General features: G+C 68.6%; 14 protein-coding genes. All 14 read left to right on the top strand.

Annotated features, from left to right (window positions below; genetic code table 11):
- The first annotated feature begins 32 nt into the window (after positions 1 to 32).
- Positions 33 to 800 carry a hypothetical protein gene (locus BKH32_RS01045; RefSeq protein WP_081376643.1) on the top strand — a complete coding sequence of 256 codons (768 nt, stop codon included), beginning with the start codon at positions 33 to 35 and terminating at the stop codon, positions 798 to 800.
- Between the two features lie 244 nt (positions 801 to 1044).
- The gene (locus BKH32_RS01040; RefSeq protein ID WP_256690273.1) at positions 1045 to 2106 is read left to right on the top strand and encodes a PrsW family intramembrane metalloprotease; all 1062 of its coding nucleotides are present in this window, start codon (positions 1045 to 1047) and stop codon (positions 2104 to 2106) included.
- Between the two features lie 162 nt (positions 2107 to 2268).
- A complete protein-coding gene (gene pdxS, locus BKH32_RS01035) occupies positions 2269 to 3171 on the top strand; it encodes a pyridoxal 5'-phosphate synthase lyase subunit PdxS (protein ID WP_004564804.1) in 903 nt (300 codons plus the stop codon).
- Positions 3168 to 3806: an NUDIX hydrolase gene (locus BKH32_RS01030; protein ID WP_075248226.1), complete on the top strand. Its 639-nt coding sequence runs from the start codon at positions 3168 to 3170 to the stop codon at positions 3804 to 3806. Before pdxS ends, BKH32_RS01030 begins: the two co-directional genes overlap by 4 nt.
- Positions 3807 to 3869: 63 nt before the next feature.
- A complete protein-coding gene (gene pdxT / locus BKH32_RS01025) occupies positions 3870 to 4568 on the top strand; it encodes a pyridoxal 5'-phosphate synthase glutaminase subunit PdxT (protein ID WP_218638453.1) in 699 nt (232 codons plus the stop codon).
- 44 nt (positions 4569 to 4612) lie between these two features.
- The gene (locus tag BKH32_RS01020) at positions 4613 to 5377 is read left to right on the top strand and encodes a YebC/PmpR family DNA-binding transcriptional regulator (RefSeq protein WP_075248224.1); all 765 of its coding nucleotides are present in this window, start codon (positions 4613 to 4615) and stop codon (positions 5375 to 5377) included.
- A 71-nt stretch (positions 5378 to 5448) separates the two neighbouring features.
- A complete protein-coding gene (gene ruvC, locus BKH32_RS01015) occupies positions 5449 to 6054 on the top strand; it encodes a crossover junction endodeoxyribonuclease RuvC (protein ID WP_256690349.1) in 606 nt (201 codons plus the stop codon).
- Between the two features lie 115 nt (positions 6055 to 6169).
- Positions 6170 to 6823, top strand: coding sequence for a Holliday junction branch migration protein RuvA (gene ruvA / locus BKH32_RS01010; protein ID WP_075248222.1), 654 nt, complete (start codon positions 6170 to 6172; stop codon positions 6821 to 6823).
- Entirely contained in the window at positions 6816 to 7856 is a 1041-nt protein-coding gene (gene ruvB / locus BKH32_RS01005; RefSeq protein WP_075248221.1) for a Holliday junction branch migration DNA helicase RuvB, read from the top strand. Before ruvA ends, ruvB begins: the two co-directional genes overlap by 8 nt.
- A 174-nt stretch (positions 7857 to 8030) precedes the next feature.
- Positions 8031 to 8393, top strand: coding sequence for a preprotein translocase subunit YajC (gene yajC, locus BKH32_RS01000; protein ID WP_075248220.1), 363 nt, complete (start codon positions 8031 to 8033; stop codon positions 8391 to 8393).
- 203 nt (positions 8394 to 8596) lie between these two features.
- Entirely contained in the window at positions 8597 to 10663 is a 2067-nt protein-coding gene (gene secD / locus BKH32_RS00995; RefSeq protein ID WP_075248219.1) for a protein translocase subunit SecD, read from the top strand.
- Entirely contained in the window at positions 10660 to 11763 is a 1104-nt protein-coding gene (gene secF / locus BKH32_RS00990) for a protein translocase subunit SecF (RefSeq protein ID WP_075248218.1), read from the top strand. The genes secD and secF overlap by 4 nt, the downstream gene beginning before the upstream one ends.
- Positions 11760 to 12317 carry an adenine phosphoribosyltransferase gene (locus BKH32_RS00985; protein WP_075248217.1) on the top strand — a complete coding sequence of 186 codons (558 nt, stop codon included), beginning with the start codon at positions 11760 to 11762 and terminating at the stop codon, positions 12315 to 12317. The genes secF and BKH32_RS00985 overlap by 4 nt, the downstream gene beginning before the upstream one ends.
- 112 nt (positions 12318 to 12429) lie before the next feature.
- Positions 12430 to 14757, top strand: a complete 2328-nt coding sequence (locus tag BKH32_RS00980; RefSeq protein ID WP_075248216.1) for a RelA/SpoT family protein — start codon at positions 12430 to 12432, stop codon at positions 14755 to 14757.
- Positions 14758 to 14775 lie beyond the last annotated feature (18 nt).

The following is a 14775-nucleotide window of genomic DNA, read 5'->3' as shown; positions in this document are numbered from 1 at the left end:
CAGCTGATCTCAGGAGTGATGAGGAACCGACCATGGCAGCAACCATGACGACGGCCATGACGCAGGTCGTTGATATCCCCGCCGGTGCGACCACGGCTCTACCAGTGCTTTCCTCCTCGGCCCCCGGTGCGATGACGGCGCCGATATGGAGCGTCGTCGTGCTGCTGGTCGGGCTGGCCGTGGCCACCGGGTGGGCCCTCTACGCCAGGGCGGTGCGGGTGGACCGGCTGCACCGGCAGGTGCTGGGAGCCCGGGCCACGCTCGAGGCCCAGCTCGTGCACCGGGCTGAGGCCGCAGCGGAGCTGGCCACCGTCCCCGCCCTGGATCCGGCCTCCGGACTGCTGCTCAGCCGGGCCGCGCGCGAGGCACTGGATGCCGAGGGACCTCTTGTCGACGACGGTCTGGACACCTCCACGCCTCTCGAGAGCACCCCCGCCCCTCATGCTGCTTCCTCCGGCGCAGCGCTCCCGGCGTCGACCACCCGCAGCCGGGCCCTCATCGAGTCCGACCTCAGCCGGGTCCTGCGGACGGTGGTGTCCGAGCCCGCGCGCCACGAGCTGTCCGCAGACCCGTTGAGCGTGCCCGCGCTCAACCGCCTGGACCGGGCATGCTCCCGCCTGGTCCTGGCCCGCAGGTTCCACAACACCCATGTCAGTGAGGCCCAGGCGCTCAGGGCGCGGCTACTCGTCCGGATGTTCCACCTGGCCGGGCACGCGCCCATGCCCCAGACCTTCGATGCCGACGACGACACCACCCCCGAGGCGCAGCCGGAGCGCGACGCCGAGGTGCAACCGAGGTGAATCAATGAGCATGCCCCCCAGTCCCTGGGCCCCCCGCCCCGGATACCGGCGCTCCAGCGCCCTACCGCAGCCCTCAGCCGACCCCGGTCCCCTTGCCGGAGCAGGGCAGCGTTATCAGGTTCATCGTGACAGTCAGGGAGCGGTTCCTTCGCGGAGCTCGGGTCCTGAGGGCGGCCGGCAGCAGTCGAGGCAGGTGGCCGCCCTCGTCCCGCCTGGCATTCCGGCGAGGGTCGGGGCGATTGTCATGCTGATCGCGATCGTTCTCTTTTCCCTGTACACCCTGCACTTCTTCTCAGGGCTTCGTGACGATTTCGGGCCGGTCGTGCTCCCGTCATCTCTGCTGGCTCTCATCCCGTTGAGCGGGGTGCTTGTGGCCACGATGCTGCTAGCGGGAGTGTTCTGGTACCTTCGCTGGGAACCCAAGCCACCCGGTCTGTTCACGACCGTCACTCTCGCGGTGGCGTTCCTGTGGGGGACGAGCGTGTCCACCCTGTGCTCCTTGGTGGTCAACGTCTGGGTGGCGCAGGTCATCACGGATGCCATGGGGGATCCAAGTACGGCCGCAGTGATCTCAGCGCCTCTGGTTGAGGAGCTGACCAAGGGGCTGGGCGTCCTGTTCGTCTTCCTCATCTGGCGTCGGACGATCAATGGGACGATTGACGGGGTCGTGTATGCGGCATTCACTGCCGCAGGCTTCGCCTTCGTTGAGAACATTCTCTACTTCGTTCAGGGGTGGGAGCATGTGGGGGCCATTTTCGTCATGCGAGGGGTCCTGTCCCCGTTCGCTCACCTGACGTTCACCGCCTGCACAGGGGTCGCCATCGGCGTCTCCTCCCGCCGGCGGTCTCAGTACGCATGGGCCTGGATGGCTCTGGTGGGCCTGGTCGGAGCGATTCTTCTTCACGCGACCTGGAACGGGTTCGTTGCTGCGAACTTCGGGGTGTATCTGCTGCTTCAGTTCCCCTTCTACGCTCTGTGCATCGGATTGGTCTCGTGGCTGCGTTGGAGCGAGCGTCGCTCGATGCGCCGCGGGATAGAGGATTACGCCCACGCCGGCTGGTTCTCCCCGGCCGAGGTCCAGATGCTCACCACCGGTGCAGGGCGCCGGGCGGCAAGGCGGTGGGCCGTCATCAGGGGGCCACAGGCCATAGCGGCCATGAACACGTTCCAGAAAGGTGCTGCGGAGCTCGCCCAGCTGCGCCAGCAGGCGGTGGACAGCCTTGATCAGGGTGAGCTGTCCGTCAAGGAGACCGAGCTGCTCAGTCGGATCAGCTCGGCGCGCCGAACCTTCCTGGGAGCCGGGTAGACGACGGCAGGAGCCGGATGTCTTTCCCCGGCTGGGGTCTCGCAGCGTGCGCACCGGGCACTGTTCTGGAGGCACGGGGTAGCATGCGGGGCATCAGCATTTTCATAGAGACGTTGCTGCCGCCCCTGTGCGGAGGCCACGGCTCACGGCAGAGGACCACGATTGAGCACAGAGCAGACCACCCCCAGCACCGGCACCCTCACCGTTAAGCGCGGCATGGCCGACATGCTCAAGGGCGGTGTCATCATGGACGTCGTCACGCCCGAGCAGGCCCGTATCGCCCAGGACGCGGGAGCCGTCGCCGTCATGGCGCTCGAGCGCGTCCCCGCCGACATTCGAGCCCAGGGCGGCGTCGCCCGCATGAGCGACCCCGACCTCATCACCGGCATCATCGAGGCGGTCTCCATCCCGGTCATGGCCAAGGCCCGTATCGGACACTTCGTGGAGGCCCAGGTCCTCCAGAGCCTCGGCGTGGACTACATCGATGAGTCCGAGGTCCTCACCCCGGCCGACTACGCCCACCACATCGACAAGCAGTCCTTCACCGTTCCCTTCGTGTGCGGAGCCACCAACCTGGGTGAGGCGCTGCGCCGTATCACCGAGGGTGCGGCCATGATCCGCTCCAAGGGTGAGGCCGGAACCGGGGACGTCTCCAACGCAGTGACCCACATGCGCACGATCCGCGATGAGATTCGTCGCCTGACCTCGCTGCCCGAGGACGAGCTCTACGTGGCCGCCAAGGAGCTCGCCGCCCCCTACGAGCTCGTCGCCGAGGTCGCCCGCACCGGTCACCTGCCGGTCGTGCTGTTCACCGCCGGCGGCATCGCCACTCCGGCCGACGCCGCCATGATGATGCAGATGGGAGCCGAGGGCGTGTTCGTGGGCTCGGGCATCTTCAAGTCCGGTGACCCCGCCAAACGGGCCGCCGCCATCGTGCGCGCCACTGCGCAGTTCGACGACCCCGACGTCATCGCCGAGGTCTCGCGCGGACTGGGTGAGGCGATGGTGGGGATCAATGTCGACGAGATCCCCGAGCCCCACCGCCTGGCGGAACGCGGCTGGTGACCGGCCCCCTGGCCGACGGGCGCCACCCGGTGCTGGTCCCCGAGGACTGGGACCAGCACCTCGACGCCACCGAGTGGAGCCTGGGGGAGGACGGTCTGCCCTTCAGGACGGCCGCCCGGGTTCTGGCCGTGACCCGGGACGGCGAGGTGCTGCTGCTGGTGGGGCACGACGCCGCGGACCCGGCTCACAGCTGGGTCTTCACCCCGGGAGGAGGGCTGCGCAGCGGCGAGGACCCCCGTGCCGGGGCCGTGCGTGAGCTGGTTGAGGAGTCCGGGATCGAGGTCGCCCCCGCGGACCTGGAGGGGCCCATTGCCCACCGGGAGGCGATCTTCCGCTTCGCCTCCGTCACGTGCCGCCAGGACGAGATCTTCTTCCTCCTGCACCTGCCGACCCGGCGCCCGATCAGGAAGGACGGCTGGACCTGCCTGGAGCGTGACGTCGTCGACTCCATCTCGTGGTGGAACGTCGAGCAGCTGCAGTCCGCCCAGCAGCGGGGCCAGGAGATCTACCCGGTGCGCCTGCCCGAGATCGTGGAGGAGCTCGCCTCCGGCTGGAACGGCCGGCGCCTCGACCTGACCGATCCGGTGGACCACGAGGTCCTGGCCGAGCTCGCGAACAACCCGGCCCGTCACTGAGACCCCAGCACCTGAAGGAGCCCGATGACTGACCCGAGTCACTCCCGCCACCCGGCCCACACGATGGATGCCCGCCACCCCCGGGCGCTCTTCCCCGCGCTCGTGGCACCCGACTCCCGTCCCACGATCGGGGTTCTGGCCCTCCAGGGCGACGTGCGTGAGCACTCCTTGGCCCTCGAGGCGGCCGGAGCGCGTCCCGTCGTCGTGCGCCGCGCCGCCGATCTGGGTGACGCTCCCGGCGACCGGCTCGACGGCCTGGTGATCCCTGGCGGGGAGTCGACCACCATGAGCACGCTGCTGGTCGCCTTCGACATGCTCGAGCCCCTGCGTGAGCTCATCGGCGCGGGCCTGCCCGCCTACGGCTCGTGCGCCGGGATGATCATGCTGGCAGACCGCGTCGAGGGAGCGCAGGAGGGTCAGGTCTTCCTGGGCGGCATCAACATGACTGCGCGCCGCAACGCCTTCGGCCGTCAGGTGGACTCCTACGAGGAGGACCTCATCGCCCCGGCGCTGGGCGCGGGGCGGGACCGACCGCTGCGCGCCGTCTTCATCCGTGCCCCCTGGGTGGAGGAGGTGGGCTCGGGCGTCGAGATCCTCGCCACGACCCGCGCAGGACGAGCGGCTGGGGTCGGTGGGGCCGACGGCGGTAGGATCGTCGCGGTTCGTCAAGGGGCCCTGCTCGCCACGTCCTTCCACCCGGAGGTCGGAGGCGACCACCGGGTCCACGACGTCTTCGTCTCCATGGTGACGCGCCGGGCCTGAGTACGTTCGGCCGCGCCCTCATCATCGACTCCCAAGGAGCACTTATGTCGGGTCACTCCAAGTGGGCCACCACCAAGCACAAGAAGGCCGCCATCGACGCCAAGCGCGGCAAGCTCTTCGCACGTCTCATCAAGAACATCGAGGTCGCCGCCCGCACCGGCGGCGGTGACCCCACCGGTAACCCCACCCTGTTCGACGCCATCCAGAAGGCCAAGAAGAACTCCGTGCCGGCGGACAACATCACCCGCGCCGTCAAGCGCGGCAGCGGCGAGGAGGCCGGTGGCGCCGACTGGCAGACCATCATGTACGAGGGCTACGGCCCCGGCGGGGTCGCCTTCCTCGTCGAGTGCCTCACCGACAACCGCAACCGGGCCGCCTCCGACGTGCGCGTGGCCTTCTCCCGCAACGGCGGGAACCTGGCCGACCCGGGCTCGGTGGCCTACAACTTCACCCGCAAGGGCGTCGTCGAGGTCGCCAAGGCCGACGGCGTGGACGAGGACTCCATCCTCATGGCCGTCCTGGAGGCCGGCGCCGAGGAGGTCGAGGACATGGGCGAGTCCTTCGAGATCTACTCCGAGCCCGGTGACATCGTCGCCGTGCGTACCGCTCTGACGGCGGCGGGGATGGACTACGACTCCGCCGAGGTCCAGTTCGTCGCCGGCACCAAGGTGGAGGTCGACGTCGAAGGAGCCCGGAAGGTCTTCCGCCTCATCGACGCCCTGGAGGACTCCGACGATGTCCAGAACGTCTACACCTCGGTGGACCTCAGCCCGGAGGTGGCCGCCGAGTTCGCAGGCGACGAGGACTGAGCCCTCTGGACGTCGCCGGTTCCCGGCCGCGTTCGGCCCGCGCCGTCGTCACCCAGCAGCGGGTCCTGGGAATCGATCCCGGGCTGACCCGCTGCGGTCTGGGATGCGTGGACGTCGACCCTCGCCGTCAGGTCCGTCTGGTGGAGGTCGGCGTGGTTCGCACGCCGTCGTCTCAGAGCCCCGAGCTGAGGCTGCTGACCATCACCGAGGCCATCGAGGACTGGATCGCCCGCCTGGGCCCATCGGTGGTCTCCATCGAGCGGGTCTTCGCGCAGGACAACCTGCGCTCCGTCATCGGGGTCGCGCAGGTCATGGGCACCGCGATGGCCACGGCGGCGCGCGCGGGCCTGGAGGTCGCCCAGCACACCCCTAGTGAGGCCAAAGCCGCCGTCACCGGGTCGGGAACAGCGGACAAGTCCCAGGTCCAGGCCATGGTCACCCGCATTCTCGGTCTGAGCTCCCCGCCCCGGCCGGCCGACGCCGCCGACGCCCTGGCCCAGGCGATCTGCCACGGCTGGCGCGGGGGCGGAACGGGAACGGACGATGCCACCGAGATGGTCTCCGCCGGGGGAGCGGTGCGTGTCTCGGCCCGCACGCCGGCACAGCGCCAGTGGGCCGCCGCCCAGGCCGCGGCCCGGCGCACCGGCGCCGTCGACCCGCGCCGGGTGCGGCGCTGAGGACCCTGCAGACCCCGGGCTGCTAGGATCCGAACGTCTGTTCGAGCCCTGTCGGCGTCCGTCGAGTCGGCCTGAAACCACTCGACCCGCTGAGAACACCCAGGAGAAGTCGCCCATGATCGCCTCCCTGCGCGGCACTGTCCTCAGTGTCGGCCTCACCGGCGCCGTCATCGAGACCGGTGGCGTCGGCATGAGCATCCAGGCCACGCCCACCACCCTGTCCGGCCTCAGGGTCGGTGAGGAGACCCTCGTCCACACCGAGATGGTTGTCCGTGAGGACTCGCTGACGCTGTTCGGCTTCGCCGACACCGATGAGAGGGACAGCTTCCGCACCCTGATGAGTGCCAAGGGGGTTGGAGCCAAGCTGGCGCTGGCGATGCTGGCCGTCCACACGCCCAACGCGCTCAGGCGGGCCATCGCCTCCCAGGACGTCGCCGCCCTCACACGGGTACCCGGCCTCGGCCCCAAGGGGGCTCAGCGCGTCATCCTGGACGTGGCCGATAAGCTGGGCCCTGTGACCGAGGACGATCTCGGGGTCGCGCAAACGGCTGCGCAGACCGCCGGAGGGGCGGAGACGTTGACCAGCGACGGTCCCGAGCCCCACGCCGACGTCGTCGCCGCCCTGGTGCAGCTCGGCTGGAACGAGGCCAGCGCGCGCCAGGCCGTCACCGCCGTGACGGCTGATGCCGCTGAGGCCGACCGGGAACCGGACATGGCGGCACTGCTGCGGGCCTCCCTGAGATGGCTGGGGGGCGGGCACCGTGGCTGAGCCCGATGAGCTCGACGGGCAGCGCCTGGTCGGCGGCGGCGCCGATGCCACCGAGCGTGCCGCAGAGGCGGCCCTGCGACCCAAGCGCCTGGAGGACTTCACCGGGCAGGAGGTGGTGCGAGGCCAGCTCTCGGTGGTGCTGCGTTCGGCCCTGGCCCGCGGGGTGACGGCTGACCACGTCTTGTTGTCGGGGCCGCCCGGACTGGGCAAGACCACCCTGGCCATGATCATCGCAGCCGAGGTGGACGGCTCTCTGCGCCTGACCTCGGGGCCGGCCATCCAGCACGCCGGAGACCTCGCGGCCATCCTGTCCTCCCTGGAGGAGGGCGACGTGCTGTTCATCGACGAGATCCACCGCCTGGCACGGACCGCCGAGGAGATGCTCTACCTGGCGATGGAGGACTTCCGCGTTGACATCGTCGTGGGAAAGGGGCCCGGCGCCACCTCCATCCCCCTGTCCCTGCCCCCCTTCACCGTCGTCGGAGCCACCACGAGGGCGGGTCTTTTGCCCGCGCCGCTGCGTGACCGCTTCGGCTTCACTGGGCACCTCGACTACTACGGGCCGGGCGAGCTCACCCGGATCCTCACGCGCAGTGCAGGCCTGCTGGGCGTGAGCCTGGAGGCGGACGCCGCCGAGGAGCTGGCCTCACGCTCCCGCGGCACACCTCGTATCGCAAACCGGCTGCTGCGCCGTGTCCAGGACTGGGCGGAAGTGCACGGGCGGCCCGGCCGGCTGGACCTCACGGCGGCCCGTGGTGCCCTGGATGTCTTCGAGGTCGACGCGCTGGGGCTGGATCGTCTGGACCGCCAGGTGCTCGAGGCTCTGTGCACCCGGTTCGGCGGTGGCCCGGTGGGGCTGACGACGCTGGCGGTCAGTGTGGGGGAGGAGCCCGAGACGGTGGAGACCGTGGCCGAGCCCTACCTGGTGCGCGAGGGGCTGGTAGTGCGCACCCCACGGGGGCGGGCGGCCACGCCGGCGGCCTACAGCCATCTGGGACTTGAGCCCCCGGCCGACGGATCATTGTTCTCCTGAGCGACAACCGGGTAATGTGACCATTTTGTAATCGGTTGGTACCCAGTTGTGCCCGACCACTCGCCAACGGTGGGTAAGGCTCTGGCCCACGTGCCATAGACTCGCCACCGCCGGCCTGTGACAGTCGTAGGTCTGCATCAGCCGAGACTGCCTAGTCGAAACGGAGAGGCCTCCATGTCGTCGTATTTCATCTGGATCATGCTCATCGGGATGCTCCTGATGATGTGGTTCGTCAGCCGCAGGCAGCGCGCGATGCAGGAGGAGCAGAAGCGCCGTACTGAGAAGGGCCTGGTCCCCGGCAACTGGGTCCGCACCATCGGCGGCTTCTACGGGACGGTCGTCGAGGTCGACGGTGACGTGGTCACCCTGGCCACGCCGCTGGGCGACGAGACCCTGTGGAGCAAGCGGGCGATCGCCGCCATCGAGGAGCCGCCCTTCGGCTCCGCCTCCGCCCACGAGGAGTCCGGCGCCGACGTCGAGCAGACCGACGACGACATCCGTGAATCCGCGCAGGACGCGGCCGAGCCGCAGTCCTGATAGCGCGCTGACGTACTCCCATGACGCCGGTGTGAATGCGCCCAGTGGCGCCCTGCAGGCCTCGCCTGCGCTTGGCCGCCCGCCTGGCCGAGTCCACTGGATTCGGTGCGTCTCATGGTCGTGCCCGCCAAGCATCCCAACCCACACTCACCTCAGCCTTCGGGCCATGCGCTCGAGCACACTCCACCCCAGGAAGGGACCACGTGTCCAGTAAGCAGCGAAAGCGCCCAGGGCGCCGCCTCCTGATGTTCATCCTCGTCCTCGTCATCGGTTTCGGCGCTCTCGTGGCGGGAAGCATGAGGCACAAGGCCTCGCTCACTCCCGGGCTCGCCCTCGACCTCGAGGGCGGTACCCAGCTCATTCTGACGCCCACCACTTCCGACGGCTCGGCGATCAGTGACAGTGATGTCGAGCAGGCCATCGAGGTGATCCGCCAGCGCGTGGACGCCTCCGGTGTCTCCGAGGCGCAGATCTCCCGCCAGGGTGGTCAGAACATCGTGGTCTCGCTGCCCGGAAAGCCCAGCCAGGCCACTCTGGAGCTGGTGCGCACCTCGGCCGTCATGTACTTCCGCCCGGTCCTGCGTGTCCTGCCGGGCAGCGCCCAGCAGGCCGCTAAGAACATCGCCAGCCAGAACCCCTCCGGTGCGGCGACCCCGACGCCGACGGCTCAGCCCAGCCCGAGCGCCAGCAGCGAGGCGACTCAGCCGGCAGCGGACTCGGAGGGCACTGAGGAGGGCTCAGGCGAGGACGAGCAGCCGACCGCGACCCCGTCGCCCACCGCGCAGCCCACGGCCCAGTCCACGGCACAGCCCAGGACTCCCGAGGCGATCGCCAAGCAGCTGGCGGATGTCAACCAGGACGGCGTCATCTCCTCCGACCCGCTCCCCGCTCAGGACAAGACGAACTCATCGGACTCCTGGATCACCGAGAAGCTCCTCTACGACGGCTACATGACCGACTGCTCCGACCCGAAGAATCTCACGGGGCAGACGCAGGACCCCAAGGTCGCCGTCATCTCCTGCTCCAAGGAGGCCGGCTCCCAGCACCACGGCGCCTACATCCTCGGCCCGGCCGAGATCACCGGGACCGAGCTCAAGAGCGCCAACTCGGGGCTGGAGACCGACTCCCGAGGTCAGGCCACCAACCAGTGGGTCGTCTCGCTGGCCTTCAACGCTGAGGGCACCAAGAAGTTCTCCGAGCTGTCCAAGCGGCTGCTGGCCTACCGCGACCAGGCGCGCGCCGCCGGCGCGCAGGGCGCTCAGAAGAACTCCCAGGCTCAGAACAGCGGGGACAAGGCCCAGTTCGCCATCGTCCTGGACGGCCTGACCATCATGGCCTCCGGCTTCAACGAGACCGTTCACTCGCCCATCACCGACGGTCGGGTCCAGATCACTGGTGGCTTCACCCAGAACCAGGCCAACACGCTGGCCAACCAGCTCTCCTTCGGCTCACTGCCGCTGAGCTTCACGGTCCAGTCCGAGCAGCAGATCTCCGCCACGTTGGGGACCGAGCAGCTGCGCAATGGCCTGATCGCCGGGCTCATCGGCTTCGCCCTCATCATCCTCTACCTGGCCTGGCAGTACCGTGGCCTGGCGGTGGTGGCCGTGGCCTCCCTGGTGGTGGCAGCGGCCGGCACCTACCTGGTCATCGCGGCACTGAGCGCGACCATGGGCTACCGCCTGTCCCTGGCGGGGGTGGCCGGACTCATCATCTCCATCGGTATCACGGTTGACTCCTTCATCATCTACTTCGAGCGCATCCGTGACGAGGTGCGTCAGGGACGGACCCTGAGGACCGCGATCGATGAGGGATGGAAGCACGCCCGACGCACGATCCTCATCTCCGACGCCGTCAACCTCGTGGCCGCGATCGTCCTGTACTTCCTGGCCGTCGGCGGGGTTCAGGGGTTCGCCTTCACCTTGGGGGTGACCACGTGCGTGGACCTGGCCATCATCATCTTCTTCACCCACCCGTTGATGGAGTGGATCATCCGTTTCCGCTTCTTCGGTGAGGGGCACCGGCTCTCCGGCCTCGACCCCGAGCACCTCGGGGCGACCTCCTCGACCTACGGCAAGGGGCGCGAGGTCGTCGCCGACCGTGTGGCCGGGTCACTGGCGCGCCGCAAGGCCGAGGCCCGCAGGAACGCCGAGAGCCCGGAGCGTGCAGCCGACGACTCCGACGGCGAGGCCGCCGACGATGAGGCTGAGCAGCAGGAGGGTGACGCGGTCGATGTCGCGGCCGACAAGGGAAAGGACGGTGAGACGAAGTGAAGTCTCTCGCCACGCTCGGTAACGAGCTCTACTCGGCCAAGACGTCCATCGCCTTCGTCGGCAAACGGAGGATCTGGTACCTCATCGCCGTCGTCATCATCCTCGGCTCGGCCACGCTCCTGGGCACCGTGGGACTCACCCCGGGCATCGACTTCAAGGGCGGTTCGGAGATCACGGTCACGGGACTGTCCTCTCCCTCAGAGCGTCCCGCCAACGAGGTCCTCTCCAAGAGCGATCTGGCGGCCAGCTCCTCGGTGACGACCATGGGGTCGTCGTCGGTACGGGTGCAGACCAACCAGCTGAGCAAGCAGCGCCTCGACTCGCTGGCCGGTCAGCTCGCCACCGCCTACAAGACCGACGCCTCCAACGTCTCAGCGACGACTGTGGGACCGACCTGGTCCTCCGACGTCACGAAGAAGGCGATTCGAGGACTGGTGCTGTTCTTCATTTTCGTCGGACTGCTCATCTGGGCGTACTTCCGCACCTGGAAGATGGCGGCTGCGGCCCTGCTCGCCCTGTGCCACGACATTATCGTCACCGTGGGCATCTACGCCCTGTCCGGATTCGAGGTCACCCCGGCCACGATCATCGGTGTGCTGACGATTCTGGGTTACTCCCTCTACGACACGGTGGTGGTCTTCGACAAGATCCGGGAGAACACTGAGGGTTTCGAGTCCCAGAGCCGATCCACCTACGCCGAGCTCGCGAACCTGGCGGTCAACCAGACCTTCATCCGATCGATCAACACCTCCGTGGTCGGTGTGCTTCCGGTGGCCTCGCTTCTGTTCGTCGGCGCCTTCATCCTGGGCGCGGGAACGCTGCGTGACATCGCTCTGACGCTGTTCATCGGCATGATCGCCGGGACCCTGTCCTCGATCTTCCTGGCCACCCCCCTCCTGGTGGACCTGCGCTCACGCGAGAAGCGCATCAAGGAACATGCCGCCAAGGTCGCCGCGGCGCGCCAGCACCGTCGGGAGGAGGCCGGTGACGACGCCGAGGAACTGGCTAAGATTGATGCGGCTCCGGCCGCCTCACCAGTCACTCCCGGCCACCACCTCGGCGTGGCGGCTCAGCCAAAAAGGAAGAAGAAGCGCAGATGACCGCTCCCGTGGCCTATTCCGAGTCGGTGCCCGAGTCTCTGACCAGGCTGGTCATGAGCCACCTGCGCGAGATTCCCGACTTCCCCGAGCCGGGGGTCCTCTTCCGGGACATCACTCCGCTCCTGACCGATGGACGGGCCTTCGCCGAGCTCGTCGAGGGGCTGGCCGATCACTACCAGGGTCGGATCGATGCGATCGCGGGGCTTGAGTCGCGCGGTTTCATCCTGGCGGCGCCCTTGGCGGTGAGGCTCGGGGTCGGAATGATCACGGTGCGCAAGGGCGGCAAGCTGCCCGGCCCGGTCATCGGCGTGGACTACGCACTCGAGTACGGCACGGCCCGGATGGAGCTGAGGCCCGAGACCGTCACCAAGGGCGCGCGCGTCCTGGTCATCGACGATGTTCTGGCCACCGGTGGGACGGCCGCCGCGTCCATCTCCCTCATTGAGCAGGCCGGCGCCTCGGTGGAGGCCATCTGCATGCTTCTGGAGCTGTCCGATCTCGGCGGTCGCCGCCAGCTCCAGGGGCGTGAGGTCGACTCGATCGTCATCTTCTAGCACGACGAGAATCGAGTGGCGCCTCCGCCTCGCCCCGTCCACAGCCACGGCTGATTCGGGCGTGGTGTCGCGCCGGCACGCCTCCGTGAGCTGACCGCTATATGATGCGTCAATGACGGAGACGAAGAACACCCCGGACACGTCAGGTGACAGTGTTGTCCCCGGCTCGCGTGTGCGCAGCCGTCTGGCGTGGTTCGGCTCCCGGGGACACTCCACACCAGCGGCCATCGAGCCGCTGCTGCGCGCGGTGCGCGCCAACCACCCCAAGGCCGACACGAGCCTCATCGTGCGCGCCTACGAGGTGGCGGAGAAGGCTCACGCCGGCCAGCGACGCAAGTCCGGGGAGCCCTACATCACCCACCCGGTGGCAGTGGCGACCATCCTGGCCGAGCTGGGGATGACGGCCCAGACCCTGGCGGCAGCCGTCCTGCACGACACCGTGGAGGACACCGACTACACCCTCGAGCGCCTACGTGCCGACTTCGGCGACGAGATCAGCCTGCTCGTCGACGGCGTCACCAAGCTCGACAAGCTCCAGTACGGGGAGGCCGCCCAGGCCGAGACGGTGCGCAAGATGATCATCGCGATGTCCAAGGACATCAGGGTTCTGGTCATCAAGCTCGGCGACCGGCTTCACAACGCCCGCACCTGGAAGTACGTCTCCGCGGAGAACGCCGCCCGCAAGGCCAAGGAGACCCTGGAGATCTATGCGCCCCTGGCCCACCGTCTGGGGATGAACACGATCAAGTGGGAGCTGGAGGACCGGTCCTTCAAGGCCCTCTACCCGGGCGTGTACGAGGAGATCGAGCACATGGTGGCTGAGCGGGCCCCGGCTCGTGAGGAGTACCTGCGCCAGGTCCGCCTCCAGATCGAGGAGGACCTGAGGGTCAACAAGATCAAGGGCGCCGTGACCGGGCGACCCAAGCACTACTACTCGATCTACCAGAAGATGATCGTGCGGGGCAAGGACTTCGACGACATCTACGACCTGGTGGCGGTGCGGGTCATCGTCGACACCGTCCAGGACTGCTACGCGGTGCTCGGCTCCCTGCACTCGCGCTGGACCCCCATGAGCGGGCGCTTCAAGGACTACATCGCCGTCCCCAAGTTCAACCTCTACCAGTCCCTGCACACGACTGTCGTGGGACCGGGGGGCAAACCGGTGGAGATCCAGATCCGCACCCACGAGATGCACCGCATGGCCGAGTACGGCGTGGCCGCGCACTGGCGTTACAAGGAGGACCCCAACGCCTCGGGCCCCAGCGCCCTGGGAGGCAGGCCCGGAGACTCCGACCAGGGCGACATGGGCTGGCTGCGCCAGCTCGTCGACTGGCAGAAGGAGACCCAGGACCCCACCGAGTTCCTCGACGCCCTGCGCTACGAGATGGCCGGGGACCAGGTCTACGTCTTCACTCCCAGGGGCGACGTCCTGGCCCTGCCCGCGGGAGCCACCCCGGTGGACTTCGCCTACGCCGTCCACACCGAGGTCGGCCACCGCACCGTGGGCGCGCGCGTCAACAGCCGACTGGTGCCCCTGGACACGCGACTGGAGAACGGTGACACGGTGGAGGTCTTCACCTCCAAGGCCATTAACGCCGGTCCCTCGCGTGACTGGCTCTCCTTCGTGGCCTCCACCCGGGCCCGCAACAAGATACGTTCGTGGTTCTCCAAGGAGCGCCGCGAGGAAGCCATTGAGGAGGGCAAGGGCGCCATCGCCCGCACCCTGCGCAAGCAGAACCTTCCCCTTCAGCGTCTCATGAGTCACGAGACTCTCATGAACGTGGCCAAGACCCTCGACAAGGTCGACATCGACGGCCTGTACGCCGCGGTGGGTGAGGGGCACGTGTCCGCCCAGCACGTCGTCGACACCCTGGTGGCCACCATGGGTGGGGAGGACGGCGCCGAGGAGACCCTCGCGGAGGGGATCCTGCCCACTCGGGCCACGACGCACCGGCGCCCACGAACGGCCGATGCCGGAGTCGTCGTCGCCGGCATGGATGAGGGCGACGTCTACGTCAAGCTGGCGCGCTGCTGCACCCCCATGCCGGGTGATCCCATCGTCGGCTTCATCACCAGGGGCTCGGGTGTCTCGGTGCACCGGGCCGACTGCCAGAACGTCGATCAGCTCCAGCGCGAGCCCGAGCGCCTCATCACCGTCTCCTGGGCGGATCACGCCCAGTCCGCCTACCTGGTCCAGGTGGAGGTCGAGGCCCTGGACCGCGGGGGCCTGCTCGCCGACATCACCAGGGCGCTGGCAGACAGCCACGTCAACCTCGTCAGCGCCAGCATCGGCACGAGCCGGGACCGGGTCGTCACCGGGCGGTTCGTCGTCGAGCTGGCCGAGGCCGGGCACCTGGACCACACGCTGGCGGCCCTGCGGCGCATCGACGGTGTCTTCGAGGCGCGCAGAAGCCTGTCCGCCGCGCGTCGCTCCAGCTGAGCAGATCCTGGGAGCCGG

Source organism: Actinomyces oris, from assembly GCF_001929375.1.
In the GTDB taxonomy this organism is placed as follows: Bacteria; Actinomycetota; Actinomycetes; order Actinomycetales; family Actinomycetaceae; genus Actinomyces; species Actinomyces oris_B.
This window is presented reverse-complemented; position numbering and strand designations above follow the sequence as displayed.

What these genes read in the sequence shown, in the direction of transcription:
- BKH32_RS01045 (WP_081376643.1), top strand. Translation starts at nt 33, where the DNA reads ATGGCAGCAACCATGACGACGGCCATGACGCAGGTCGTTGATATCCCC.
- BKH32_RS01040 (WP_256690273.1), top strand. Translation starts at nt 1,045, where the DNA reads ATGCTGATCGCGATCGTTCTCTTTTCCCTGTACACCCTGCACTTCTTC.
- pdxT (WP_218638453.1), top strand. Translation starts at nt 3,870, where the DNA reads ATGGATGCCCGCCACCCCCGGGCGCTCTTCCCCGCGCTCGTGGCACCC.
- BKH32_RS01020 (WP_075248224.1), top strand. Translation starts at nt 4,613, where the DNA reads ATGTCGGGTCACTCCAAGTGGGCCACCACCAAGCACAAGAAGGCCGCC.
- ruvA (WP_075248222.1), top strand. Translation starts at nt 6,170, where the DNA reads ATGATCGCCTCCCTGCGCGGCACTGTCCTCAGTGTCGGCCTCACCGGC.
- yajC (WP_075248220.1), top strand. Translation starts at nt 8,031, where the DNA reads ATGTCGTCGTATTTCATCTGGATCATGCTCATCGGGATGCTCCTGATG.
- BKH32_RS00985 (WP_075248217.1), top strand. Translation starts at nt 11,760, where the DNA reads ATGACCGCTCCCGTGGCCTATTCCGAGTCGGTGCCCGAGTCTCTGACC.
- BKH32_RS00980 (WP_075248216.1), top strand. Translation starts at nt 12,430, where the DNA reads ATGACGGAGACGAAGAACACCCCGGACACGTCAGGTGACAGTGTTGTC.